General features: G+C 56.1%; 27 protein-coding genes, 1 pseudogene and 1 other annotated feature. Of the genes and pseudogenes, 11 read left to right on the forward strand and 17 right to left on the reverse strand.

The features are described from left to right. Positions 1-197: 197 nt before the first annotated feature. The 8 genes from CRO87_RS16185 (at position 198) to CRO87_RS16220 (ending at position 8,327) form a co-directional block, all read left to right on the forward strand. Positions 198-1,031: a pyruvate, water dikinase regulatory protein gene (locus CRO87_RS16185; RefSeq protein WP_097163964.1), complete on the forward strand. Its 834-nt coding sequence runs from the start codon at positions 198-200 to the stop codon at positions 1,029-1,031. A 153-nt stretch (positions 1,032-1,184) separates the two neighbouring features. Next, positions 1,185-2,231 carry a 3-deoxy-7-phosphoheptulonate synthase AroH gene (gene aroH / locus CRO87_RS16190; protein WP_097163965.1) on the forward strand — a complete coding sequence of 349 codons (1,047 nt, stop codon included), beginning with the start codon at positions 1,185-1,187 and terminating at the stop codon, positions 2,229-2,231. Positions 2,232-2,402: 171 nt separating this feature from the next. Beyond that, positions 2,403-2,627: a hemin uptake protein HemP gene (gene hemP / locus CRO87_RS16195; RefSeq protein WP_176504327.1), complete on the forward strand. Its 225-nt coding sequence runs from the start codon at positions 2,403-2,405 to the stop codon at positions 2,625-2,627. Between the two features lie 81 nt (positions 2,628-2,708). Continuing rightward, a complete protein-coding gene (locus tag CRO87_RS16200) occupies positions 2,709-4,688 on the forward strand; it encodes a TonB-dependent hemoglobin/transferrin/lactoferrin family receptor (RefSeq protein ID WP_097163966.1) in 1,980 nt (659 codons plus the stop codon). Positions 4,689-4,734: 46 nt separating this feature from the next. Beyond that, entirely contained in the window at positions 4,735-5,763 is a 1,029-nt protein-coding gene (locus CRO87_RS16205; protein WP_097163967.1) for a hemin-degrading factor, read from the forward strand. After that, on the forward strand, positions 5,760-6,578 hold the full coding sequence (locus CRO87_RS16210) for a hemin ABC transporter substrate-binding protein (RefSeq protein ID WP_097163968.1): 819 nt from the start codon (positions 5,760-5,762) through the stop codon (positions 6,576-6,578). The genes CRO87_RS16205 and CRO87_RS16210 overlap by 4 nt, the downstream gene beginning before the upstream one ends. Then, the gene (locus tag CRO87_RS16215) at positions 6,578-7,567 is read left to right on the forward strand and encodes an iron ABC transporter permease (protein ID WP_097163969.1); all 990 of its coding nucleotides are present in this window, start codon (positions 6,578-6,580) and stop codon (positions 7,565-7,567) included. Before CRO87_RS16210 ends, CRO87_RS16215 begins: the two co-directional genes overlap by 1 nt. Beyond that, entirely contained in the window at positions 7,560-8,327 is a 768-nt protein-coding gene (locus tag CRO87_RS16220; protein WP_097163970.1) for a heme ABC transporter ATP-binding protein, read from the forward strand. The genes CRO87_RS16215 and CRO87_RS16220 overlap by 8 nt, the downstream gene beginning before the upstream one ends. A gap of 2 nt (positions 8,328-8,329) precedes the next feature. Here CRO87_RS16220 and selO read toward each other — a convergent pair whose 3' ends face one another. The 15 genes and pseudogenes from selO to CRO87_RS22960 all read right to left on the reverse strand — a co-directional run bounded on the left by selO (position 8,330) and on the right by CRO87_RS22960 (position 21,407). After that, positions 8,330-9,772, reverse strand: a complete 1,443-nt coding sequence (selO, locus tag CRO87_RS16225) for a protein adenylyltransferase SelO (RefSeq protein ID WP_097163971.1) — start codon at positions 9,770-9,772, stop codon at positions 8,330-8,332. Positions 9,773-9,836: 64 nt separating this feature from the next. Beyond that, entirely contained in the window at positions 9,837-10,547 is a 711-nt protein-coding gene (locus CRO87_RS16230) for an EAL domain-containing protein (RefSeq protein ID WP_097163972.1), read from the reverse strand. A 274-nt stretch (positions 10,548-10,821) separates the two neighbouring features. Continuing rightward, entirely contained in the window at positions 10,822-11,286 is a 465-nt protein-coding gene (locus CRO87_RS16235) for an NlpC/P60 family protein (RefSeq protein ID WP_097163973.1), read from the reverse strand. Between the two features lie 79 nt (positions 11,287-11,365). Next, positions 11,366-12,112: a vitamin B12 ABC transporter ATP-binding protein BtuD gene (gene btuD, locus CRO87_RS16240; protein ID WP_097163974.1), complete on the reverse strand. Its 747-nt coding sequence runs from the start codon at positions 12,110-12,112 to the stop codon at positions 11,366-11,368. A 1-nt stretch (position 12,113) separates the two neighbouring features. Next, entirely contained in the window at positions 12,114-12,665 is a 552-nt protein-coding gene (locus CRO87_RS16245; protein ID WP_097163975.1) for a glutathione peroxidase, read from the reverse strand. A gap of 28 nt (positions 12,666-12,693) precedes the next feature. Next, entirely contained in the window at positions 12,694-13,674 is a 981-nt protein-coding gene (gene btuC, locus CRO87_RS16250) for a vitamin B12 ABC transporter permease BtuC (protein ID WP_097163976.1), read from the reverse strand. A 101-nt stretch (positions 13,675-13,775) separates the two neighbouring features. Continuing rightward, entirely contained in the window at positions 13,776-14,075 is a 300-nt protein-coding gene (gene ihfA, locus CRO87_RS16255; protein WP_006820203.1) for an integration host factor subunit alpha, read from the reverse strand. A 4-nt stretch (positions 14,076-14,079) separates the two neighbouring features. Further along, positions 14,080-16,467, reverse strand: coding sequence for a phenylalanine--tRNA ligase subunit beta (pheT, locus tag CRO87_RS16260; RefSeq protein WP_097163977.1), 2,388 nt, complete (start codon positions 16,465-16,467; stop codon positions 14,080-14,082). 15 nt (positions 16,468-16,482) lie between these two features. Next, positions 16,483-17,466 (reverse strand): phenylalanine--tRNA ligase subunit alpha, encoded by a 984-nt coding sequence (pheS, locus tag CRO87_RS16265; protein WP_097163978.1) that lies wholly within the window; start codon positions 17,464-17,466, stop codon positions 16,483-16,485. Positions 17,467-17,506: 40 nt separating this feature from the next. Next, positions 17,507-17,631, reverse strand: a sequence feature (Phe leader region). Next, positions 17,582-17,626, reverse strand: coding sequence for a pheST operon leader peptide PheM (gene pheM, locus CRO87_RS22785; RefSeq protein ID WP_001386830.1), 45 nt, complete (start codon positions 17,624-17,626; stop codon positions 17,582-17,584). (Overlaps the previous feature by 45 nt.) 143 nt (positions 17,632-17,774) lie before the next feature. Further along, positions 17,775-18,131 (reverse strand): 50S ribosomal protein L20, encoded by a 357-nt coding sequence (gene rplT, locus CRO87_RS16275; protein WP_000124852.1) that lies wholly within the window; start codon positions 18,129-18,131, stop codon positions 17,775-17,777. Between the two features lie 53 nt (positions 18,132-18,184). After that, positions 18,185-18,382, reverse strand: a complete 198-nt coding sequence (rpmI, locus tag CRO87_RS16280; protein ID WP_003030583.1) for a 50S ribosomal protein L35 — start codon at positions 18,380-18,382, stop codon at positions 18,185-18,187. 96 nt (positions 18,383-18,478) lie between these two features. Continuing rightward, on the reverse strand, positions 18,479-19,021 hold the full coding sequence (gene infC, locus CRO87_RS16285; RefSeq protein ID WP_097163979.1) for a translation initiation factor IF-3: 543 nt from the start codon (positions 19,019-19,021) through the stop codon (positions 18,479-18,481). Positions 19,022-19,024: 3 nt separating this feature from the next. After that, positions 19,025-20,953, reverse strand: coding sequence for a threonine--tRNA ligase (thrS, locus tag CRO87_RS16290; protein ID WP_097163980.1), 1,929 nt, complete (start codon positions 20,951-20,953; stop codon positions 19,025-19,027). Between the two features lie 253 nt (positions 20,954-21,206). Next, positions 21,207-21,407 (reverse strand): annotated as a pseudogene (locus CRO87_RS22960) (Cro/CI family transcriptional regulator). A gap of 100 nt (positions 21,408-21,507) precedes the next feature. On the opposite strand from CRO87_RS22960, the gene CRO87_RS16300 reads away from it, so the two are divergent. Continuing rightward, positions 21,508-22,734: a mechanosensitive ion channel family protein gene (locus CRO87_RS16300; protein ID WP_097163981.1), complete on the forward strand. Its 1,227-nt coding sequence runs from the start codon at positions 21,508-21,510 to the stop codon at positions 22,732-22,734. Between the two features lie 15 nt (positions 22,735-22,749). Here CRO87_RS16300 and CRO87_RS16305 read toward each other — a convergent pair whose 3' ends face one another. After that, positions 22,750-23,526, reverse strand: a complete 777-nt coding sequence (locus CRO87_RS16305; protein WP_097163982.1) for a LamB/YcsF family protein — start codon at positions 23,524-23,526, stop codon at positions 22,750-22,752. A gap of 84 nt (positions 23,527-23,610) precedes the next feature. Here CRO87_RS16305 and CRO87_RS16310 point away from each other — a divergent pair, with 84 nt between their 5' ends. Beyond that, positions 23,611-24,141: a DedA family protein gene (locus CRO87_RS16310; protein WP_097163983.1), complete on the forward strand. Its 531-nt coding sequence runs from the start codon at positions 23,611-23,613 to the stop codon at positions 24,139-24,141. Positions 24,142-24,179: 38 nt separating this feature from the next. Here CRO87_RS16310 and CRO87_RS16315 read toward each other — a convergent pair whose 3' ends face one another. Continuing rightward, the gene (locus CRO87_RS16315; RefSeq protein ID WP_097163984.1) at positions 24,180-24,938 is read right to left on the reverse strand and encodes a YdiY family protein; all 759 of its coding nucleotides are present in this window, start codon (positions 24,936-24,938) and stop codon (positions 24,180-24,182) included. 315 nt (positions 24,939-25,253) lie between these two features. Between CRO87_RS16315 and pfkB the strand changes: the two genes are divergently transcribed. Continuing rightward, on the forward strand, positions 25,254-26,186 hold the full coding sequence (pfkB, locus tag CRO87_RS16320) for a 6-phosphofructokinase II (protein WP_097163985.1): 933 nt from the start codon (positions 25,254-25,256) through the stop codon (positions 26,184-26,186). The last annotated feature ends 72 nt before the right edge of the window (positions 26,187-26,258 follow it).

The raw sequence follows: 26,258 nt of genomic DNA on the forward strand, positions 1-26,258 counted from the left end.
CAATGTAACCCCATGATTCATCAGCAATCCCACATAATTTTGCGGTTTATAGGTCGCCAGGGTAAAAATGAACACCCCATTTCATTAAAAATAAAAACACTGTTTCGATATTATTTTTAAGACACGGATGATGCAGTTGTGATTAAAATAAACAGATGCTTAAGCCGTATTAACTTACTCTTACCGGATGGTCAAAAATGGATAATAATGTCGATCGCCAGGTCTTTTACATTTCCGATGGCACCGCAATTACCGCCGAAGTGCTCGGCCATGCGGTGATGTCGCAGTTCCCGGTATCGGTGAACAGCATCACCCTGCCGTTTGTCGAGACCGAAAGCCGGGCAAAGGCGGTCAAGGAACAAATTGACGCCATCTTCCAGCAGTCCGGCGTGCGTCCGCTGGTGTTTTACTCCATCGTCCTGCCGGAAATTCGCACCATCATTTTGCAAAGTGAAGGCTTCTGTCAGGACATCGTGCAGGCGCTGGTGGCACCGTTGCAGGAAGAACTGAAGCTGGACCCAACGCCCGTCGCCCACAGGACTCACGGCTTAACCTCTGGCAACCTCGCGAAATATGACGCCCGTATCGCTGCCATTGACTACACGTTAGCGCACGATGACGGCATTTCGCTGCGCAACCTTGATCAGGCACAGGTCATTCTGCTCGGCGTATCGCGCTGCGGCAAAACCCCCACCAGCCTCTATCTGGCCATGCAGTTTGGTATTCGTGCCGCCAACTATCCGTTCATTGCCGACGATATGGACAACCTCGTGCTGCCCGCCGCGCTGAAACCGTTGCAGCATAAATTATTCGGGCTGACCATTAACCCGGAGCGCCTCGCCGCCATTCGCGAGGAGCGTCGTGAGAACAGCCGCTATGCCTCAATGCGCCAGTGTCGAATGGAGGTCACCGAAGTCGAAGCGCTGTATCGCAAAAATCAGATCCCGTGGCTCAACAGCACCAACTATTCGGTGGAAGAGATTGCCACTAAAATCCTCGACATCATGGGCCTCAGTCGCCGCATGTACTAATACACTAGTACAACGTAGCAAAATGCGATACTATTAGCGCCGTAATTAGATGTGCGTCACATTCTGCCTTGAATAAAACAGGGATTGGTTTATCGTGATGCGCATCACTTCCGGCACTTCGGCCGCGAAAGTAACCCAATTCTGAGAGTCCCAATGAACAAAACTGATGAACTGCGTTCGGCGCGCATCGACAGCCTGGTAACGCCTGCTGAACTGGCGCAGCGCCACCCTGTATCCGCTGACGTTGCAAGCCACGTAACCGCTTCCCGCCGCCGCATTGAAAAAATCCTTAACGGCGAAGACAAACGCCTGTTGGTGGTGATAGGTCCTTGCTCCATTCACGATCTGGATGCGGCAATGGACTATGCCCGTCGCCTGCAGGCGCTGCGCGAGAAGCACCAGTCGCGTCTTGAAATTGTGATGCGCACCTACTTTGAAAAACCGCGCACCGTGGTGGGCTGGAAGGGCCTGATCTCCGATCCGGATTTGAATGGCAGCTACCGTGTGAACCATGGTATTGAGCTTGCCCGGAAGCTGCTCTTGCAGGTCAACGAACTTGGCGTGCCGACGGCGACTGAGTTCCTCGATATGGTGACCGGGCAGTTTATTGCCGACCTCATCAGCTGGGGCGCGATTGGCGCACGCACCACCGAGAGTCAGATCCACCGTGAAATGGCTTCGGCGCTCTCCTGCCCTGTAGGATTCAAGAACGGCACTGACGGCAACACGCGTATCGCCGTCGATGCGATTCGTGCCGCACGCGCCAGCCACATGTTCCTGTCACCTGATAAAAACGGTCAGATGACGATTTACCAGACCAGCGGCAACCCGTACGGGCACATCATCATGCGCGGCGGCAAGAAGCCGAACTATCACGCCGCAGATATCGCCGCCGCCTGCGATACGCTGCACGAGTTCGATTTGCCGGAGCATCTTGTTATCGACTTCAGCCACGGTAACTGCCAGAAGCAGCACCGCCGCCAGCTGGACGTATGCGATGACATTTGTCAGCAGATCCGCAACGGTTCCACGGCGATTGCCGGGATCATGGCTGAAAGCTTCCTGCGTGAAGGCACACAGAAAATTGTGTCGGGTCAGCCGCTGGTTTACGGGCAATCCATCACCGACCCTTGCCTGAGCTGGGAAGACAGCGAGCTGCTGCTGGACAAACTGGCTGCAGCTGTGGATACACGCTTCTAATCATTGCCCGGTGGCCGCTGACGCCTTACCGGGCCTACTTTGTCTTGTAGGCCGGGCAAACGCAGTGCCGCCCGGCAATGCAACATCCACTCCCCTTTCGTCATCTCTATTTTTTGATCCAGTCACCTATTTTTCACAAAAGGGGTTGCCGAGCTTTTTGATTTGTTGATAATGATTATCATTGTTACATTGATAACTATTTTTAACACTATGACATCTCTGGACAACACCGTCGTAACAGACAGTACATCGCACAAGCCGCACCCTCAGCCCGACGATCGCCGCATCAGCAGCAAAAGCCTGCTCGGCGCTGAAGGCCGCATCATCATCGAGCATGACGGCCAGCACTATCTGCTGCGTCAGACCCATGCCGGAAAACTCATTCTGACAAAATAAGTTCACTACACAACATTTCGCCAGCCACCCAGGACCCGATGCCAAGGCAGCCAGCGCTTTTCACTTCTTATGGAGAGTTGCATGCTACACCTGCATTCCGCGTCGCTGCGCCCAACCCTGGTCGCCCTGGCTGTTTTCGGCGCTATCACTTCCCCGGCCTTCGCCGCCTCTGAGCAGATGACCGTGACCGCCACGGGCAACGAACGCAGCGCGTTTGAAGCCCCGATGATGGTCACCGTGATCGATGCCGATACGCCTGAAGGCCAGACCGCGAGCAGCGCCGCTGACATGCTGCGCCAGGTACCAGGCCTGACTATAGACGGCACGGGCCGCACCAATGGTCAGGACGTAAATCTGCGCGGCTACGATCGCCGCGGCGTACTCGTGTTGGTCGACGGAATCCGTCAGGGCACCGACACCGGGCATCTCAATAGCACCTTCCTCGACCCGGCTTTGATCAAACGTATCGAAGTCGTGCGTGGCCCGGCGGCGCTGCTGTACGGTAGCGGCGCGCTGGGTGGCGTTATCTCTTACGACACGGTTGACGCGGCTGACTTGCTGAGCGACGGTCAGAACAGCGGCTATCGCGTGTTTGGCACCGGCGGGACCGCCGATCACAGCATTGGCATGGGCGCCAGCGCCTTTGGCCGCACCGATACCCTCGACGGGATCGTCTCGTGGTCCAGCCGCGATCGTGGCGATCTGAAGCAAAGTGACGGATTAACCGCCCCTAACGACGAAAGCATCAATAACTTTCTCGCCAAAGGCAGCTGGAAAATCGACCCGGCGCAGAAGCTGAGCGGTTCCCTGCGTTACTACAACAACGCCGCGCAGGAGCCGAAGAACCCGCAAACGCCGCAGGCCTCCGACAGCAGCAACCCGATGACCGATCGCTCCACCATTCAGCGTGATGCCCAGGTCACTTACAACATCGCCCCAGAAGGCAACGACTGGCTGAACGCGGAGGTCAAAGGTTACTGGTCAGAAGCGCGTATCAATGCGCAGAACCTTGATGACACCGGAGAATTCCGCAAGCAGACCACCAAAGGCGGCAAGGTGGAAAACCGCACCCGCCTGTTCACCGACAGCTTTGCCTCTCACCTGCTGACCTACGGCGGCGAGTATTACCGCCAGGAGCAAAATCCAGGTGGCGTAACCACCGGCTTCCCGAACGCACGCATCAACTTCAGCTCCGGCTGGCTGCAGGATGAGATCACCCTGCGCGACCTGCCGGTAACGATCCTCGGCGGGACGCGCTACGACAACTATCGCGGCAGCAGCGATGGCTATGACGACGTCGATGCCGACAAATGGTCCTCCCGCGCGGGCATGACCATCAGCCCGACCGACTGGCTGATGCTGTTTGGCTCATACGCACAGGCCTTCCGCGCGCCGACCATGGGTGAAATGTACAACGACGCCAAACACTTCTCGATTGGTAGCTTCTACACCAACTACTGGGTGCCAAACCCGAACCTGCGTCCGGAAACTAACGAAACCCAGGAATACGGCTTTGGTCTGCGCTTTGACGACCTGCTGATGGCGAACGATGGCCTCGAATTCAAGGCTAGCTACTTCGACACCAGCGCGAAGGATTACATCACCACCTCCGTAGATTTCGCCGCAGCGACCACTACCTCCATCAACGTGCCAAACGCCAAAATCTGGGGCTGGGACGTGATGACCAAATACACCGCCGACCTGTTCAGCCTTGACGTGGCCTACAACCGCACCCGCGGTAAAGACACCGATACCGGCGACTGGCTGACCTCCATCAACCCGGACACCGTCACCTCCCGCCTCGACGTGCCGCTGGCGCAGAGCGGTTTCTCCGTGGGCTGGATTGGCACCTTCGCGGAAGACACAAAGAGCATCAGCACCACGCCGCAGGCGGGCTACGGCGTGAACGACTTCTACGTCAGCTATAAAGGCCAGCAGGCCTTACGCGGCCTGACCACAACGCTGGTCTTCGGCAACGCCTTCGACAAAGAGTACTACTCGCCGCAGGGCATTCCGCAGGACGGTCAGAACGGCAAGATTTTCGTAAGTTATCAGTGGTAATCACCTGCCCCGGTTCGCCGGGGCGTTTATTCGGAAGGAAGAGAGCATGAATCACTACACACGTTGGCTGGCGCTGAAAGAAGAAAACCCGGGTCACTACGCCCGTGATATTGCCGCGATGATGCACATCAGCGAAGCCGAACTCACCTGGGCCCGCGTGGGCCACGATGCCTGGCGCCTGCAGGGCGAAACTCGCGACATCCTGGCCGCCCTGGAATCCGCGGGCGATGTGAAATGCATCTGCCGCAATGAATACGCGGTTCACGAGCAGGTCGGCACTTTTGCCAATCATCACCTCAGCGGACACGCCGGGCTGGTGCTGAACCCGCGCGCGTTGGATCTGCGCCTGTTCCTTAATCAGTGGGCAAGCGTTTTTCACATCAGCGAAGCCAGCGCCCGCGGCGAACGCCAGAGCATTCAATTTTTTGACCATCAGGGCGACGCGCTGCTGAAGGTTTACACCACCGATACAACGGACATGAGTGCGTGGGCCGATATTCTGACCCGCTTTATTCACGCAGAAAACCTGCCACTGGAACGGAAAGCGGCCGAAGTGCCCGCCACCAGCGACAGCATCGACGGAAAAGTGCTTGATGCCGAGTGGCGCGCCATGACCGACGTCCACCAGTTCTTCACGCTGCTGAAACGTCACAATCTCAGCCGGCAGCAGGCTTTCCGCCTGGTGGGCGACGATCTGGCGTGTCAGGTCGATAACGATGCCGTTGCGCGCCTGCTGGCAAACGCGCATCAGGATGCAAACGAAATCATGATCTTCGTCGGCAACCGTGGCTGCGTGCAGATTTTCACCGGCGCTATCGATAAAGTGGTGCCGATGAAGGGCTGGCTGAATATCTTCAATCCGGCGTTCACTCTGCATCTGCGTGAAGACACCATTGCTGAAACCTGGGTGACGCGTAAACCTACCGCCGATGGGCATGTGACCAGCCTGGAACTCTTTGCTGCCGACGGGACGCAGATTGCGCAGCTTTATGGGCAGCGCACCGAAGGCGAGCCGGAACAGACTCAGTGGCGGGCGCAGGTGGAAGCGTTGATCGCCAAAGGCCTGGCCGCATGAAAGCCGTCGTCGCGTTAATTGCCGCCCTGCCTCTGTTGGCCGGGGCGGCGGCACAAAAAGTGGTGACGCTTGGCGGCGACGTGACGGAGATTGTCTATGCACTGGGGGCGCAGAGCGCCCTCGTTGCGCGCGACAGCACCAGTCAGTGGCCTCCGGAAGCCTTAAAGCTGCCGGACGTCGGCTATCTGCGTCAACTGAACGCCGAAGGCATCCTCGCCATTCGCCCCACTACGGTACTGGCAAGCGTCCAGGCACAGCCCTCACTGGCGCTCAAGCAGGTCGAACAGAACGGCGTTGAGATCGTCACCATCCCGGGAAGCAATGATGTGGCAGTCATCGACGAAAAGATAAAAATTATCGCCGCTGCGCTGCATAAAGACGCCGAAGGAGAAAAGCTTCGTCTGCGGATGAAGCAGTCGCTGGACGGGCTGCCGAAAACGCCGCTGAACAAACGCGTACTGTTTATTCTCAGCCACGGCGGAATGACCGCCATGGCCGCCGGACAGCAAACCGGGGCGGATGCCGCCATTCGTGCCGCCGGTCTGCAAAATGCGATGCAGGGCTTCAGCCGCTATCAGCCGCTTTCTCAGGAAGGCGTGATTGCCAGCCAGCCGGACCTGGTGGTGATTTCAGCCGAAGGAGTGACAGGCATGGGTGGCGAAACCGGGCTGTGGAAACTGCCGGGGCTGGCGCAAACGCCTGCCGGACGCAATAAGCAAGTGCTGCTGGTCGATGATATGGCGCTGCTCGGCTTCAGTATCCGCACGCCGGAAGCCATTCTGCAACTGCGCCAGAAAGCGGAGCAGACACCCTGATGCTGCCGTGGGTTTCCCGCTCGCTGTGGTCGCTGCTCGGACTGTTAACGCTTCTGACGCTCGCGGCCACCACTTTTGGCGCAATGAAGCTGCCGTTAGACATCCTCTGGCACGGCGACAGCGCGCTGCGCCAAATCTGGCTCACCATTCGTCTGCCCCGCGTGCTGCTGGCGCTGACCGTCGGTGGCTCGCTGGCGCTGGCGGGCTGTGTGATGCAGGGCCTCTTCCGCAATCCCCTGGCCGATCCGGGTCTGCTTGGCATCAGCAGCGGAGCCGCTCTGGCCGTGGCATTGTGGGTGGTTTTGCCCTTCTCTCTGCCTTTGGCTCTGATGCTCTACGCCCCCATGTTAGCGGCTTTTATCGGCAGCCTGGCAGTGACGATGGTCATTTTTGTTCTCAGCCAGCGTCACGACAATTCGCTCTCCCGCCTGCTGCTGGTGGGCATCGCCATCAATGCGCTCTGCGGGGCCGCCGTGGGCGTGCTGTCGTGGCTTAGCAACGATGCGCAGCTGCGTCAGCTTTCGCTCTGGGGCATGGGCAGCCTCGGCCAGGCGCAGTGGCCAACGTTGCTCGCTACCGCCTCTCTGATGCTGCCGACGGTCGTGATTATCTGGCGGCTGGCAAAACAGCTCAATCTGCTCCAGCTGGGCGATGAAGAGGCACACTACCTCGGCGTAAACGTGAAGCAAATTCAGCGTCGGCTGCTCATGTGCAGCGCCCTGCTGGTCGCGGCGGCGGTGGCGGTGAGTGGCGTGATTGGCTTCGTCGGACTGGTAGTGCCACATCTGCTACGCATGTGGCTCGGGGCCGATCACCGGGCGGTGATTCCCGGCTCCGTGCTGCTGGGTGCCATTTTGTTGCTGGTTGCTGATACGGTGGCGCGCACGCTGGTGGCCCCCGCAGAAATGCCGGTAGGCTTATTGACGAGCCTGCTTGGCGCGCCGTGGTTTTTATGGATGATTTTCCGTCGTGGAGGACAGCATGGCTGAATGCTTACAGGCCGTGAATCTTTTCTGGTCGCCGGTGCTGCGCGACATCAGCCTGACGCTCGAGCCCGGCGAACTGGTCGCACTGATTGGCCCTAACGGCGCGGGGAAATCCACGCTGCTTCGCATGCTGACGGGTTATCTGCCGCCGGACAACGGTCAGTGCGTTTTAAACGGCAAATCGTTGGCCGAATGGTCGCCGCAGGCGCTCTCCCGCAGGCGGGCCGTGATGCGTCAGCAAAGTCAGCTCGGCTTTGACTGGCCCGTTGAGGATGTGGTGGCGATGGGACGCGCGCCCTGGCAACAGGTAAACAGCGCGAAGATCGTTCGTGAGGTGATGGATCTGACGGGATGCTCGCCGCTGTCTGGGCGCAAGTATAATGCGCTGTCCGGTGGAGAACAGCAGCGCGTGCAGCTCGCCCGGGCCCTGACGCAGCTGTGGGTCGATAACGCGCCGCAGGGTTGGCTCTTTCTTGATGAGCCCACTTCAGCGCTGGATCTCTATCACCAACAGCATCTGCTGCGCCTGCTGAAACAGCTGACCACTGGCGGGCAACTGCACGTCTGCGCTGTCTTGCACGATCTCAATCTGGCGGCGCTGTGGGCCGACAGGCTGGTACTACTGCATCAGGGCGAAATTGTTGCCCAGGGCAGCGCAGCCCACGTGCTTCAGGCGCAAATGCTGAGCCGCTGGTACGGTGCCGAGGTGCATATTGGCCAGCACCCCGGCAGCCCGACGCCCCAGGTCTTTCTCGCCCCTTAGCGTCAGCTTGAACAGCTGACCTCCAGCCGCTTGCCCCACTCTGGCGGGCGGCTGGCGTAGTCATCGTCACGATCGGCGAACGGGTCGCGCAGTGCTTCATGCAAACGCTCAAACTCAGCGTAGTCACCCCGTTCAGCCTGCTCGATCGCCCGCTGTGCCAGCCAGTTACGCAGGACCATCGCCGGGTTAGCCTGCTTCATGCTTTGCTGGCGCGTGGCGTCATCCACCTGCTCCTGCTGCAATCGGGCGCGATAGCCACTGAACCAGGCGTCAAACCCGGCACGGTCGATAAACTCATCCCGCAGCGGGGAGGCGGCACTGTTCTGCTCGGTTTCACTGAGCATCCGGAAGGTGCGCGTATAGTCGCTTCTTTCACTTGCCATCAGGCTGAACAGGGCGTTCAGTAATTCATTGTCTCCTTTCTGCTCGCTGAACAACCCGAGCTTGCGTCGCATCAGCTTGCCGTATTCCACCAGCAGCGCTTCCTGATAGCCGTCCAGGGCATCATTGAGCGCATCCACAGGGATAAACGGCGAGAGCGACTGAGCCAGCCGTTGAAGGTTCCACAGCGCCGCCGCAGGCTGATTATCAAAGCTGTATCGCCCCTGGTGATCGGAGTGGTTGCAGACAAAATCGGGCTGATAATCGTCGAGGAAACCGAACGGGCCGTAATCCATCGTCAGCCCAAGGAGCGACATGTTGTCGGTATTCATTACGCCATGGCAAAAACCTACCGCCTGCCAGCGAGCAATCATTTGTGCGGTTTTTGTGACAACGTCACGGAACCAGAGCACGTACTTATCCGCCTCCTGCTGCAAAACCGGCCAGTGATGACGAATGGCGTAGTCCGCCAGCTGCTGGACCTTCTGAGGCTCGCGACGGTAATAGAAGTGCTCAAAATGGCCGAAGCGCAGGTGGCTTTCCGCCAACCGCATCAGCATAGCGCCCTGCTCAACCGTCTCACGGTAAACAGGTGTATCGCTGGTCACCACTGAAAGTGCACGCGTGGTGGGTATGCCCAGGGCGAACATCGCCTCTGAAGCCAGGCTTTCGCGCAGCGTGGAGCGCAGCACCGCGCGCCCATCGCCCATGCGGGAATACGGCGTCAGGCCAGCGCCTTTAAGGTGCCAGTCGTAGCGGCGACCGTCGGCCAGCTGCTGCTCGCCGAGCAGAATGCCTCGCCCGTCGCCGAGTTGTCCGGCCCAGACGCCAAACTGGTGTCCGCTGTAAACCTGCGCCAGCGGCAGCATGCCGGGCAGCAGCGCCTCACCGCCCCAGACACCTGCGCCTTTCTCCGGGGCGAATAATGAGGCCGGAAGCGCAAGGCTCTCTGCCAGCGGGGCGTTATGCCAGATCAGGCGCGCATTAGCGAGCGGCGTTGGTGACAGTTCGCTATAAAAACCTGGCAGCTCATCGCGCCAGTGATGGGTAAAAGACAGGGTCATGGTTCCTCCTGCCTGTAGTGTAGTGCCTGATTGAGGAGATAAATACGGGCGGGATGCAGGGTTATTACTGCATCAGGCGCGTCAATGACGCAGCATCCACTGCGGGCCACAATGCGCCCTGAAACGCGCTAAACCCCCATGGCGTAAGGCGTTCGAGGAGCTGCGGGGAATCGACGCCAGCGGCCATTATCGCCTGACAGCAGGGCTTGAGCTGCGCGGTAATCGCCCGCATAAAAGGGTCGAAGGATAATAATAACGCCTGCTGCTGAATAAAGTTTTTATCGAGTGCAACCCGTGTAAACAATCCGGAAAATACCGCCCGGGTTGAAGCATCGCCGGCACCAAAATTAGCCAGCACCAGCGGGAAGTGTTTCGCCAGTTGCACCAGACAATGATTTTCCCCCAGCGAATTCAACTCAGGAAAACTTTCCTCAACGGTCAATTCAAGAAAAGAAAAACGTGCTGTTTCTTCCGCCAGCGTTTTTTGTGTTAACAGAGCATCAGAGATTGCAGGCGTAATATTTATCCAGGCAATTAACTGCTGCTGAATAAAAAAGATCTGACAGCTTTCGAGCAGCGCCAGTTTTTCCCGAAACAGTTCGATTTCCTGGGCGGCATTCAGGCGGGACATCACCAGTGCTGCGGGCGTGCGCACGTTATCATCGGACCCGACAAAGTTGGTGATAATTTCCAGCCCGATAAGCTTTCCTTCCCCATTTCTGGCAGGGAGGAATAACAACTCACTCTTCCAGGCTTTTTCCAGTGTCACTATCATTGCGTCCCCTCCGGCTCAAGGGACATCCCTGGTCGTTGCTGCGTGCTTCCAGTAAAAAACAAAATCTTTGATTTTAAAAAGATTAATTTCATTCGTTCCTTTGTTATTCAGGAATTCCTTTACGTTATCATTCGGGTGATTGTAATCCATATTCGTGCAGTCGCACAATCCGCGGCGCACCGCCGAAAAATGGGAGGTTAAGCGATAATTATTCCGCTAATGGCTCTGACTTTTATTTCCGTAAACAAAAAGGGCCATTGGCCCTTTTTTTCGACTAAATTCTTCTGGCCTGCCAGAAGTGCTTTCGCCAGTAAACATTATCCAGCGACGAGCGGGTGACGCCCTGGCTGGTCGAGGCATGGATAAACTGATTGTCAGTATCATAAATGCCAACGTGCAGACCGCTGCCCCCGGAGCCGGTATTGAAGAACACCAGATCCCCCGGCAACAGATCATCTTTATCTATTTCCGTGCCGATTTCCGACTGCCGCTCGGTATCCCGCGGGAGCTGCAAATCGAACTTATCGCGGAAGGTCATCATCACGAATGCGGAGCAGTCCACGCCGCCGCGGCTGGTGCCGCCATAGCGATAAGGCGTGCCGCGCCAGTTAGCCAACTGGTCATTAAGGTTGGCAATAACGGTGATGGAATCAGAAAGCCTGGGGTTTGGCGGCGGCGCACGATGGCTACTGCACCCTGCTAAAATTAACGCGGCCACGAAAATAAATAAGAGACGCATATCCTGGCGTTTCCTCTGCTATTTTTTTATAGAAATAAATTTAGCCCGCGAATTTGCAAAGTTGCAAGCAACCTTGCGGTTATAGCGCAGAAACCAGCATCTGAACGCCATCCGCATGCAGCATTTTAAACGGCATATCATACGCAGCCGTCAGATTTTCGATCGTCAAAACGTGCGCCGTTTCGCCGCCTGAAAGCAGTTTTCCCCGCCTCATCAGCCACGTCGTGCTGGCAAAGCGCAGCGTGTGATTCAGGTCGTGGCTGCTCATCACAATGGTGATCCCCGCCAGCCGCAATTGTGCAAGCAGCCTGTCCAGCGCTGATTGCTGTGCCACGTCAAGGCTGTTCATGGGCTCATCAAGCATCAGCAGCTGTCCCTGCGGATTTCCCTGCGGGTGGATTTGCAGCACAACCGCCGCCAGGCGAACGCGCTGCCACTCTCCGCCGGAGAGATGATTCACCGGTCGGGCGAGTTTGTCCTCCAGCCCCAGCTTTTCAGCAATTTCCTGCTGCAAAGCGTGCTGCGTTTTATCCGCCTGATGCAGCGTCAGGTAGTGCCAGACCGGCATGGCAAACGGCGGCGTCTGGTGCTGCGAAAGGTACGCCCGCTGGCGGGCCAGCTCCGGTGCGGGCCAGTCAGACAATGACTTCCCACCCAGCGTAATCTGCCCTTTCCCGCTCGTCAGACCCGCCATACGGGCAAGCAATGTGCTCTTTCCTGCTCCGTTTGGCCCGACAAGATGAATCATCTCCCCTTGTCGGACTTCCACGCTGAGCGGGTGCAGCCGCCCTGCTTCTTCCACGCCCTGCAGCTGCATCAGCGGCACGTTACTTCGCCAGCGCCAGTTTGATGGATTCCATGACAATCGGATCTTCCGGCGTCATGTCTGGCGAGAAGCGCTGCACGAGCTCACCATCGCGGCCGATCAGGAATTTTTCAAAGTTCCACAGAATATCACCCTGCACTTTTGGCGCGCGGCCCTTGCTCGCCATGCGCTCGTAAAAACCACTGTTTTCAGGTGCCACCGCGACAGGCGCGGCCGCGGTCAGTTTCTGGTACAGCGGGTGGCGATGCTCGCCGTTCACGTCGATTTTACTGAACATCGGGAAGGTGACGCCGTAGGTGGTGCTGCAGAAGGTTTTGATCTCTTCGTCGCTGCCCGGCTCCTGGCCTAAAAACTGGTTGCATGGGAAGCCCAGCACTTTAAAGCCCTCTTTGCCCCAGGCTTCCTGAATATTTTCCAGCTGCTCATACTGTGGGGTCAGGCCGCACTGGGAGGCGACGTTCACCACCAGCAGCACTTCACCTTTATATTTTTCCAGACTGATGCTTTCACCGTCGATGGTGGTGACCGTTGTGTTGAGAATATCGTGTTGCATAGCGTCCTCTTTGGTTATCAGCCGGCACTTAGCGGCCAGCCCTTAATAATAGCCATATAAAAACGGGTGCGCCGAGCGTGGCCGTGACAACGCCTATCGGTAATTCTGCCGAAGCCAACGCCAGACGCGCGACGATATCGGCAAACAAAAGCGCAGAACCACCCGCCAGCACGCAGGCAGGTAGCAGAACCCGGTGATCGGTCAATCCACATAAGCGCAATATGTGCGGGATCACAAGCCCAATAAAGCCAATGGCCCCGGAAAGCGCCACGCTTACGCCCACCAACCAGCCCGTCGCCAGCACCAGCAGACGGCGCCAGAGCCAGAGCGGCAGGCCAAGCTGGCGGGCTGAGATTTCCCCGAGCGACAGCAAATTAAGCGGCTGCGATTGCAGGCATACCCAGGCAATAACAGGCAGCAGCGCCACCATCAGCCAGCCCTGATGCCAGTCCACGCCGCCAAAGCCGCCCATCATCCAGTACATCAGCTGGCGCAGATCAAAGGAGGTAGAAAAATACACCGCCCAGGTCATCGCCGCGCTGCAAATTATTCCGAGCGCCACGCCCGCCAGCAGTAAACGGCTGGTTGAGAGATGTCGCCGGGCAAAACGTAGCAAGATCACGGTGATAATCAACGCTCCGGCAATCGCACACAGCCCCAGCGCCCAGCCGGGCAGCAGCCCTTTCCCCAGCAATACGGCGGCGATAAGCCCGACGCCCGCGCCATTGGACACGCCGAGCAGCCCGGGCTCCGCCAGCGGATTCTCAAACAGCGCCTGCATGATAGCGCCGGACACCGCCAGCGCCGCGCCAACCAGCACCACGGCCAGGGTTCGCGGCAGGCGAATCTGCCACACAAACAGGTCGCCACGGGCCGTAAACCACTCAGCGGGTGCAATCCACTGTTCGCCCGCGCAGAGGCTGATAAAAATGGCTGACAGCAGCAACAGCATAAATCCGCCCAGCCATCGCTGGTTTCGTTGCTGCTGGCGTTGAGCAAGTGGTTGCATGGCGTCCTGAACTGAAGAGGTGAAGTGTCTGATTTTATTGTGCCTGGCGGCAACAGGAAAGAAAAAAGGCCGCAAAAGCGACCTTTTTGGTTAATCAGAAATTATTCTGCTTTGGGCGAAGCGTTTTCGACACGGCTTTTCAACTTCTGGCCGGGTCTGAAGGTCACCACGCGCCGGGCTGTAATGGGAATATCTTCGCCCGTCTTCGGGTTGCGCCCGGGGCGTTGATTTTTATCGCGCAAATCGAAGTTACCAAAACCGGAGAGTTTTACCTGCTCACCGTTTTCAAGAGCGCGACGGATCTCTTCGAAAAACAGCTCTACCAGTTCTTTGGCATCCCGTTTGCTAAGCCCAAGCTTATCAAACAGATATTCTGACATTTCAGCTTTTGTAAGCGCCATAGGTTCAATCCCTCAATGATGCCTGGAATCGCTCTTTTAATGCCTCTACACATTTGGCAACGGTAGCGGCAATATCCTCTTCTTCGAGTGTACGGCTGGTATCCTGAAGGATCAGGCTGATGGCGAGGCTCTTATACCCCTCCGCAACACCCTTACCGCGGTACACGTCAAACAAGTTTACGCCAACTACATGATTTACGCCAACTTTCTTACACTCTGCGAGAATATCGGCTGCGGGGACGTTTTCTGCCACCACCACCGCGATATCACGACGGTTTGCCGGGAAGCGAGAAATCTCCTTCGCCTGAGGCACCACGCGGTCTGCGAGCTTGTTCCACTCCAGCTCGAACACCATCGTGCGACCGTTGAGATCCAGCTTACGCTCCAGTTCAGGGTGAACAACCCCAATGAAACCAATGCGTTCGCCTTTCAGATAAATCGCCGCAGACTGGCCCGGATGCAGTGCCGGATTCGCTTCGACCCTGAACTGGATATCACCCAATTTGCCGGTCAGATCCAGTACGGATTCGAGATCGCCTTTTAAATCATAGAAATCAACTGTCTCTTTCGCCAGGTTCCAGTGCTCTTCGTAGCGGTTACCGCAGATAACGCCGCTCAGCATCACGTCCTGACGGATGCCCAGCGGAGCCTGGGTGTCCGGCACAAAGCGCAGACCGCTCTCAAAAATGCGCACGCGGCTCTGCTGGCGGTTCTGGTTGTAGACCACCGTGCCGAGCAGGCCAGTCCACAGCGACAGACGCATGGCGGACATTTCGCTGGAGATTGGGCTTGGCAGGATCAGCGCCTCTTCAGCAGGATGAATCAGCTGCTGAACTTTCGGGTCGACGAAGCTGTAGGTGATCACTTCCTGGTAGCCTTTGTCATTAAGCATGGTTTTTACACGCTTGAGTGACAGGTTCGCTTCCTGGTGAGACCCCATGATCAGGCCTGCCTGAACCGGTGCATCCGGAATATTGTTGTAGCCATAAACACGGGCCACTTCTTCCACCAGGTCTTCTTCGATTTCCATATCGAAACGCCAGCTTGGCGCTACGGCCTGCCATTCGTCCTGACCTTCGGTCACTTCACAGCCCAGACGGCGCAGAATGTCGCTCACCTGCTCGTCGGCAATGTGATGACCAATCAGACGATCCAGCTTGCTGCGACGCAGCGTGATGGTGTTACGCTTCGGCAGAGTGGCTTCGTTGGTGACATCAATCACCGGACCCGCTTCGCCGCCGCAGATATCAATCAGCAGGCGGGTGGCACGCTCCATTGCTTTGTATTGCAGTGCAGGATCCACGCCACGCTCATAGCGGTGGGAAGCATCGGTGTGCAGGCCATGACGACGTGCGCGACCGGTGATGGACAGCGGATTGAAGAAGGCGCACTCCAGCAGCACGTTCTGCGTTTCGCCGTTCACGCCGGAATGCTCGCCACCAAAGATGCCGCCCATGGCCAGCGCTTTGTTGTGGTCTGCGATAACCAGCGTGTCCGCTTTCAGTTTGGCTTCGCTGCCATCCAGCAGCACCAGGGTTTCGCCTTCTTTCGCCATACGGACAACGATCCCGCCGTCGATACGATCCAGATCGAAGGCGTGCATCGGCTGACCCAGCTCCAGCAGAACGTAGTTGGTCACGTCCACAACGGCATCGATGGAGCGAATGCCACAACGGCGCAGCTTCTCTTTCATCCATAGCGGCGTGGCGGCTTTTACGTTGATGCCTTTCACGACGCGGCCCAGGTAACGCGGGCAGGCTTCGGTGGCTTCCACTTTAATCGGGAAGGTATCGCTGATGGCGGCTGCCACAGGGGCCATTTCCGGCACGTTCAGCGGCTGCTTGTTCAGTACCGCGACGTCACGAGCCACGCCGATGATGCCCAGGCAGTCGGCACGGTTCGGCGTGACGCTGATTTCGATGGTGTTGTCGTCAAGCTTCAGGTATTCGCGAATATCGGTGCCAAGCGGGGCATCCGCTGGCAGTTCGATAATGCCGCTGTGATCGTCTGAAATACCCAGCTCAGAGAAGGAGCACAGCATGCCTTCAGAAGGCTCGCCGCGCAGCTTCGCCGCTTTGATTTTGAAATCGCCCGGCAGTACGGCACCGACGGTCGCCACGGCCACTTTCAGGCCCTGACGGCAGTTTGGCGCGCCGCAGACGATGTCCAGCAGACGCTCCCCGCCGACGTTAATTTTGGTCACGCGCAGTTTGTCCGCATTAGGATGCTGACCGCATTCAACCACTTCACCAACAACCACACCGTTGAACGCGCCTGCGACTGGCTCCACGCCGTCCACTTCGAGGCCAGCCATGGTGATTTGGCCCGACAGCGCTTCGCTGTCAATCGCCGGGTTAACCCATTCGCGTAACCACAGTTCACTGAATTTCATTGTTCTGTCCTGCCCTTATTTAAACTGTTTGAGGAAACGCAGATCGTTTTCGAAGAACGCACGCAGATCGGTAACGCCGTAGCGCAGCATCGTCAGACGTTCCATGCCCATGCCGAAGGCAAAGCCAGAGTAAACTTCCGGATCGATGCCAACGTTGCGCAGCACGTTCGGATGCACCATGCCGCAGCCCAGCACTTCCAGCCACTTGCCGTTTTTGCCCATCACGTCCACTTCTGCGGATGGCTCAGTGAACGGGAAGTACGAAGGACGGAAACGAATCTGCAGATCTTCCTCAAAGAAGTTGCGCAGGAAGTCGTGCAGCGTGCCTTTCAGGTTGGTGAAGCTGATGTTGGTGTCAACGATCAGGCCTTCCATCTGATGGAACATTGGGGTGTGGGTCTGGTCGTAATCGTTACGATAGACGCGGCCCGGCGCGATGATACGGATTGGCGGCTGCTGATCTTTCATGGTACGGATTTGTACGCCGGAAGTCTGGGTACGCAGCAGACGGGTTGCATCAAACCAGAAAGTGTCGTGGTCAGCACGTGCCGGGTGGTGGCCTGGAATGTTCAGGGCATCGAAGTTGTGATAGTCATCTTCGATTTCCGGGCCAGTCGCCACGGTAAAGCCGAGCTCACCGAAGAAACTTTCAATACGATCGATGGTGCGCGTCACCGGATGCAGGCCACCGGTTTCAATGCGGCGGCCCGGCAGGGAAACGTCGATGGTTTCTGCTGCAAGGCGTGCGTTCAGAGCCGCACCTTCCAGAGCCGCTTTACGCTCATTTAACGCCTGCTGAACCTGCTCTTTCGCTTCGTTAATGACCGCACCCGCAGCCGGGCGCTCTTCCGCCGGCAGTTCACGCAGGGTGGTCATCTGAAGGGTCAGATGCCCTTTCTTGCCCAGATATTCGACGCGCACATTGTCCAGTGCGGCGACATCGTGAGAGTCATTAATGGCTGCCTTTGCACTGGCAACCAGCTCTGCGAGATGTGACATGGTTTTCCTCGTTATTTAGCGATTTTCATCAACGGCGGATACAAAAAAAGCCTCCACTGGGGAGGCTTTCTGGCGCTGTTTTTCGTTTCGTCTTTCACGCGCTAGCCTCCTGAATTCAGGTGCTAAAGTAAAAAAAGAAACGGAAAATAGCAGCATTCATGCTTGCATTACCTTGTATGAAAAGCTTGTCTGAAAAGGTCTGTGAAGTGCTTATTGAAAAGTCTTCACGCTGAAAAGTCAACGTCTTGCTGATGTTAGTGCTCGATCAGAAACGAAAAGAGGGAGGCAAGCCTCCCTCTTCAACTGGCTTATGCCAGCGCTGATTTCGCTTTTTCGACCAGAGCGGTGAACGCTACTTTGTCGAATACTGCGATGTCAGCCAGGATCTTACGGTCGATTTCAACAGAGGCTTTTTTCAGGCCGTTGATGAATTTGCTGTAAGAAATACCGTTCTGACGTGCTGCTGCGTTGATACGCGCAATCCACAGTTGACGGAACTGACGCTTACGCTGACGACGGTCACGGTAAGCGTACTGACCTGCTTTGATAACAGCCTGGAAGGCAACGCGGTATACGCGTGAACGCGCACCGTAGTAGCCTTTAGCTTGTTTCAAAATTTTCTTGTGACGTGCACGTGCAATTACACCACGTTTTACGCGAGCCATATGTGCTCTCCTGTATCTATATTCTTAGTGAAAAAATGTTAAACGTTAACGGCTTATGCGTACGGCAGGCACGCGATTACCAGACCCAGATCGCCTTTAGAAACGAGGCCTTTTGGACGCAGGTGACGTTTACGCTTAGTTGATTTTTTGGTCAGAATATGACGCAGGTTTGCGTGCTTACGCTTAAATCCACCACCACCGGTTTTTTTGAAGCGCTTAGCAGCACCGCGTACGGTCTTAATTTTTGGCATCTTAATAACTTCCACTTCGCATTGTTAATAAACGAAACGTAGGCGAACAATCACTGTGAGACCCGAAAGCCCCACTGTGATTGTTACTTGAAGGCCTTACTGTTTCTTCTTAGGAGCGAGCACCATGATCATCTGGCGGCCTTCGATCTTCGTTGGGAAGGATTCGACTACTGCCAGTTCACTCAGATCGTCACGGACGCGGTTAAGCACTTCCATACCAATCTGTTGGTGGGCCATCTCACGACCGCGGAAACGCAGCGTGATCTTAGCCTTATCGCCATCTTCCAGAAAGCGAACCAGGCTGCGGAGTTTTACCTGGTAATCGCCATCGTCAGTACCAGGACGGAATTTAATTTCCTTAACCTGGATAACTTTTTGTTTCTTTTTCTGTTCCTTCGTAGACTTACTCTTCTCATAAAGGAACTTGCCGTAGTCCATGATACGACAAACTGGCGGCTCGGCGTTAGGGCTGATTTCAACTAAATCGACGCCAGCTTCTTCAGCTTTTTCGATAGCTTCTCTCAGACTCACAATACCCAGCTGTTCGCCTTCCAGACCCGTTAAGCGAACTTCCTGGGCGCGAATCTCGCCATTGATACGATTCGGACGTGCCGTTTGAACTCGTTTTCCGCCTTTAATACCTTATTCCTCCAGTTGTTGAAGACTGCGGCTACGAATTTCCAGTAGCAGCTTCTCAATCACTTCCTCTACGCCCATGCTTCCCAGGTCTTTACCACGACGGGTGCGCACGGCAACTTTGCCGGCCTCAACCTCTTTGTCGCCACAAACCAACATATAAGGGACACGACGTAAAGTGTGCTCGCGGATTTTAAAGCCAATCTTCTCATTTCTCAAGTCTGCTTTTACACGAATGCCTGCATTTTGGAGTTTGCGGGTCAATTCGTTAACGTATTCAGACTGTGAATCGGTGATATTCATCACCACGACCTGTACCGGTGCCAGCCATGTTGGGAAGAACCCGGCGAACTCTTCGGTCAAAATACCGATGAAGCGTTCGATGGAGCCCAAAATGGCGCGGTGAATCATTACCGGCACCTGACGCTCGTTGCTTTCGCCCACATAAGAGGCGTTCAGACGCTGCGGCAGGGAGAAGTCCAGCTGTACCGTTCCGCACTGCCATGCACGATCGAGGCAGTCATACAAGGTAAATTCAATTTTCGGACCGTAGAAGGCACCTTCACCCAGCTGATACTCAAACGGGATGTTGTTCTCTTCCAGGGCCACGGCCAGATCGGCTTCCGCACGATCCCACATCTCATCGCTGCCGATGCGTTTTTCAGGACGCGTAGACAGCTTGACGACGATTTTCTCGAAGCCAAAGGTGCTGTACATATCGTAGACCATACGAATACAGGCGTTCACTTCATCGCGAACCTGCTCTTCGGTACAGAAGATATGTGCATCATCCTGGGTAAAGCCACGAACGCGCATCAGGCCATGCAGCGCGCCTGACGGCTCGTTACGGTGGCAGCTACCAAACTCCGCCATACGCAGCGGCAGATCGCGGTAGGACTTCAGGCCCTGGTTGAAGATCTGCACGTGACCCGGGCAGTTCATCGGCTTGATGCAGTATTCACGGTTCTCGGAAGAGGTGGTGAACATGGCATCTTTGTAGTTGTCCCAGTGGCCGGTTCTTTCCCACAGCACACGGTCCATCATGAACGGGCCTTTCACTTCCTGATACTGATACTCTTTCAGCTTGGAACGCACGAAAGTTTCCAGTTCACGGAAGATGGTCCAGCCATCGTTATGCCAGAACACCATCCCCGGCGCTTCTTCCTGCATATGATACAGGTCGAGCTGCTTACCGATTTTACGGTGGTCACGCTTGGACGCTTCTTCCAGGCGCTGCAGGTAGGCATTCAGCGCTTTTTTATCAGCCCATGCGGTGCCGTAAATGCGCTGCAGCATTTTATTGTTGCTGTCGCCACGCCAGTAGGCGCCTGCGGTTTTCATCAGTTTGAAGTGATGACAGAAACGCATGTTCGGCACGTGCGGACCGCGGCACATGTCGACGTATTCTTCGTGATGATACAAGCCCGGCTTGTCATCATGGGCGATGTTTTCATCCAGAATGGAGACTTTGTAGCTCTCACCACGCGTCACGAAGGTGTCGCGTGCTTCATGCCAGCTCACTTTTTTCTTGATGACATCGTAGTTTTTCTCCGCCAGCTCGTGCATGCGCTTTTCGAGGGCGTCGATATCTTCCTGAGTCAGGGTGTGGTCAAGATCAACGTCGTAGTAGAAACCGTTATCAATGACCGGACCGATGGCCATTTTGGTGTTCGGCCACAGCTGTTTGATAGCGTGCCCCAGCAGGTGCGCGCAGGAGTGGCGAATAATCTCCAGGCCCTCTTCGTCTTTCGCGGTAATCAGCGAAAGCTTAGCGTCCTGTTCAATGAGATCGGATGCGTCAACCAGCTCACCGTCTACGCGGCCAGCGATGGTGGCTTTCGCCAGACCCGGACCGATATCCAGGGCAACATCCATAGGAGTTACAGCATGATCGAAATGGCGTTGGCTGCCATCAGGAAGAGTAATTACAGGCATTTTATATCCTTATTTGCAGTGGTGCCCCACACGAAAGAGCACATACAAAATTGATTAATGTATTCATATCAGCAAGTTAGAAGGTTTTATCTGCTTCACTCTGCAAACTCTGTACATCAGGATGTGCAACATCCGAAATGTACCTGCCCTCGCCTGCTAATAACGAACCAACATGGTACACGTCATTGTGTGGTTATTAAAGGATGGCGTATGACGAAGCCGTCAAAACTTTGGACCCGGGTTCCGCAACAGCTCAGACAGGGCTACGTGGCTTCCTTTGGTGAGGAAACTCACGAATCTCAATGGCTTTCACCTCGCCGTCTGGCAGCTTGTCGATAAAAATCTAACGTCCTACGCGAACCGCTTTGCTGATCGCCGTCTGATGGACGCCGATGGCGCGAGCCGCATTTGTCTGGCCCACCTCACTGACGTACTGGGCAAGTGAAATTTTCATGTTTTCTGCCTCGCGGAAATTTAATAAAAGACTTGATACATCCTTAAGATTGCCAGGCCGCCTCTTTTTCCCGAGCATATCCGTTTTGACCGGAGTATTTATGCGCGAACTTCTGGCCATGCTACAGCGGTATGGCATCGATCTTAATCACCCTTCTTCACTGTTTATGGTCTTTACCTACCTGATTGTCATCACGCTGGTCGTGCATTTTATTCTGCACCGCGTCGTGCTGAAATCACTGGAAAAGCATGCCGCCTCCGGGACCGCGCTCTGGCTCAGTAGCTTCACTCAAAGTAAACTTTTCCATCGTCTGGCGATGACATTCGAAGGTGTACTGCTGAACTTCCAGCTGATGCTGTGGCTGCATGCGGGGAGCCATATCGGGACGGTGATCAGTATCTGCGCGCAGGTATGGATTCTGTTGTTCGCCCTGCTCTCCTTTTTCTCTGCGCTGGACGTGGTGCACAAGCTCTCACATCAGTACAAATTTGCCGGCCAGCTGCCGCTGCGCGGTATTTTCCAGGGCGTGAAGCTAGTGGCGGCATCGATTGCCGCTATTCTGATGATTTCGCTGCTGATCGGGAAATCTCCGGCGATCCTGTTCAGCGGACTTGGCGCCATGGCTGCGGTGCTGATGTTAGTGTTTAAAGACCCTCTGCTGGGCCTGGTGGCCGGTATTCAGCTTTCCGCCAATGCCATGCTGCATATGGGCGACTGGCTTGAAATGCCGAAATATGGTGCGGATGGCACGGTTATCGATATTGGCCTGACGACGGTAAAAGTGCAGAACTGGGATAATACCATCACGACGATCCCAACCTATGCGCTGGTTTCCGATGCTTTCAAAAACTGGAGCAATATGTCGGCCTCCGGAGGTCGTCGCATCAAGCGCAGCATATTTATCGACAGCACCAGCATTCATTTTATTTCGCCGCAAGAACAGCAGCATCTGAGCAAGGCTGCACTGCTGAAGCCCTGGCTGGAAGAGCGCCGTCAGAAAATGGCCTCCAGTCAGTCAGAAAGCAGCCTGCTGAATGGCGAGAGCATGACCAACATCGGCGCCTTCCGCGCCTGGCTGACGGAGTATCTGCATCAGCATCCAAAGCTGCGTAAGGATATGACCCTGATGGTGCGCCAGCTGCCGCCGGGCGCAGAGGGGTTACCACTGGAGATTTATGCCTTCACCAATACGGTGGAATGGCTGAAGTATGAAGCGATTCAGGCCGACATTTTCGACCATATCTATGCGGTCATCGAGGAGTTTGGCCTGCGAATTTACCAGCGCCCTTCCGGGAACGACCTTCGTCCACACGCGCTCGCCAGCTGATGGATTCAGGGCGCTTTATGCGCCCTGTCCGAATGCACGCACCACAATCCCTTCATCCTCAAGCCGCTGACGAAGTTTACGCGTCATGTTTACCGCATCAGGCGTGTCTCCATGCACACAAACGGACTGAGCCTCGATTGCGGTAAAAGTCCCTTCTACTGAAAGCACACCGCCGTCCCTGATCATTTGCATAACCCGCTGTGCCACCGCTTCCGGGTCGTGAATCACCGCCCCCGCCTCACGACGCGAAACCAGGGAGCCGTCCTGATGATAGGCGCGATCGGCAAACGCCTCTGCCACCGTGTGAAGGCCCGCCTCCTGCGCCCACGCAATCAACGGAGACCCTGCCAGGGCAACCAGCGATAATGATTGATCAACGGCCTGTATTGCAGCAATCACCGCCATAGCCTGCCGCTTATCGTCCGCGATGGTGTTGTACAAAGCGCCGTGGGGCTTCACGTAGGTCACGCGCGTGCCAGCCGCCGCGGCAAGCCCCTGTAATGCGCCAATCTGGTAAATCACATCCGCCGTCAGTTCATCACTGGCCACGTCCATTTTGCGACGACCAAACCCGACGAGATCCGGATAGGACACGTGAGCGCCGACGGCCACGCCCAGCCGCTGCGCCCCCCGCAGCGTGTTGAGAATACCGGCCGGGGAACCCGCGTGAAAACCGCAGGCAACGTTGGCGCTGCTGATGAACGGCAGAATGGCTGCGTCATCGCCCAGGGTCCACTGGCCGTAGCTCTCGCCCAAATCACTGTTTAAATCGATGCATGGCGCAACTGACATTGCGGGGATCTCCTGGCCGTTAGCGTTTCGTTAAGGTCTATCGGTGTATCACTGTTTAATCCGTTTTACCACGAGAGAGACAAAATGGACTTTACGGCATTGATACAGACCGTCACTGATTTTATCAGCGCGCATCCGCAGCTGGCACTTGGCGTGATAGCCCTTCTTGCGTTTGGGGAGTCGCTGGCATTTATTTCTCTGCTTCTTCCCGCCACCGTGATCCTCCTGGCCTGCGGGGCGCTGATTGGCGAAAGCGAATTACAGTTTTTCCCCGTGTGGCTTGCAGCAACCGCAGGCGCCTTCGCCGGAGACTGGCTTTCCTGGTGGCTGGGTTATCACTATAGCTACCGAATGACCAAAGTCTGGCCACTGTCGCGCAAGCCAGCGCTGGTGCAACGTGGACACCTCTTTTTCGAACGATGGGGGGCATGGGGTGTGTTTATCGGCCGTTTCTTTGGGCCGTTACGAGCCGTGGTGCCGCTCGTCGCAGGTATCTGTCGGATGGGGGTCGGGAAGTTTCAGGTTGCCAACATCACTTCTGCGGCGGTCTGGGCCTTCGGCATTCTGGCGCCGGGCGCGCTCGGGATACCCAAGCTTGCAGAGCTGTTCACGTAGCTAAAAATAATCAGGCCGGATTGCTCCGGCCTGCATCATTACATCTTGTAGCCCAGCGTCACCGTGGTGCGGCGATCGGTGTGCTCCGGTGCCGATGACGGCGGTTCGGAGTTCCAGGTAACGTTGTAAGCCAATTTCAGACCGAAGCTGTCGTTAATAGCAACATCCAGCGCGGTTTCGGAGTTGATGGTGGTGTCATCCGCGCCAAAGACCGACAGGCCCTGAGTGAATTTGGTGGTGTCCGTCATCTGCCAGGCGTAGGTACCTGAAGCGTAACCCAGCGGCTGAGTTTTGGTATCACCGTCAGTGTATTCGTCGTAGCGCACGCCAGGACCGAATTCAAAACGCAGGCTGTGCACCGGTCCGTTGAGGATCTGACGACCGTAACCGGCGGTGAACACATCACGCTGGCGGTAGCCGTTGAAGCGGTCGGTAAGCCAGCTTGCCTGACCGAACAGATAGTCATAGTCAGTCATGTTGTAACGAGAACGGCCGCCAACCTGATAGGTTTCGGAAGAGCGCTCATCGTTAGACGAGGTATTACTGGCATTCCCCCACAGCGACCACGCGGTAGTATCGCCATACCATGTCAGCGTGGAATCAGCGGTCAGGGAAGAACTTTTGGTATTGCCAGATTGCGCGAGGTATCCCCCGTTGATCTTACCTTCAAACGGTTTTTTCGCAGTGGATGGGTCATCCATGACAGTAAAAACGGTATTATCGGCCAGCGCGTGCAGTGACGCAAAAAGGCCCCCCGCCAGCACTACAACTGCGGGTACTGTCTTGAAAAGCTTCATTTATTAAGAGTCCGTACAACAAAAAAAGAGACCATTACGGTCCCGGAAACTTTCGCGAGGAGCAACGATTGCGGCCCTAAGAAAGGTAACAAATTATAAAAAGGCGTGAATAACATAGCAATGAATTCTTATTTCATTTTTTGAATAAGAAGGATCTCAAATGGCGTTTTATTTTATATCGCCGCCGCCTTTTCCGGGATTGTAAAAATGCGAAAAATCATATCTTTGGTACTTTCTCCTCCCTGCCGAAAGTGCCAGGCTTACCGCTGACTATCATATCGACGACGTATTAGCGTCATAAATGGAGGTAATCGAATGGTTGGTATCTATACGCTTACGCTGGCCCCCTCTCTCGACAGCGCCACCGTCACGCCACAAATTTACCCGGAGGGTAAGCTGCGCTGTAGTGCGCCCCTTTTTGAGCCAGGCGGTGGTGGCATTAACGTTGCCCGTGCCATCACTTTTCTCGGTGGCGAAGCCACAGCCATTTTTCCGGCCGGTGGCGCCACCGGTGAACATCTGGTTTCGCTCCTTGCGCATGAGCAGGTAGCAACAGAAACCGTAAAAGCTCAGGACTGGACGCGTCAAAACCTGCACGTGCATGTTGAAACCAGCGGCGAGCAGTATCGTTTTGTTATGCCTGGCGCGGCCGTCTTAGAAGATGAGTTTCAGCAGCTCGAACAAAAAGTTCTGCAGCTTAGCGTGGGCACAATTCTGGTCATCAGCGGCAGCCTGCCGCCCGGAACCGGTGTGGACAAACTGGTCGCGCTGATTCGTTCCGCACAGCAGCAGGGTATCCGCTGCGTGGTCGACAGCTCCGGTGACGCGCTGGCCGCCGCGCTGGAAGTGGGTAATATCGAACTGGTGAAACCCAATCAGAAAGAGCTCAGCGCCCTCGTCCAGCGTGACCTGACGCGACCCGACGATGTGCGTAAAGCGGCTGAAGAGATTGTCCGCAGCGGCAAAGCAAAGCGGGTTGTCGTTTCCCTTGGTCCTCAGGGTGCCCTGGGCGTCGATGCCAACGGCAGCGTGCAGCTGGTACCGCCGCCGATTAAAAGTCAGAGCACCGTCGGCGCAGGTGACAGCATGGTCGGTGCCATGACGCTGAAGCTGGCTGAAGGTGCCTCGCTCGAGGATATGGTTCGTTACGGGGTGGCTGCAGGCAGCGCCGCAACCATCAATAAAGGCACGCGTTTGTGCTCCCTGGAAAACACAAACACCATTTACGACTATCTCTGCCGAAATTAGCCCCCTCCCGTCGCCAATGCGGCGGAGGTCGAAAAATAGCCGTATTCGACTATGCTATCAAAACTCGATGGT

Source organism: Enterobacter sp. CC120223-11, from assembly GCF_900215375.1.
Classification (GTDB): Bacteria; Pseudomonadota; Gammaproteobacteria; order Enterobacterales; family Enterobacteriaceae; genus Scandinavium.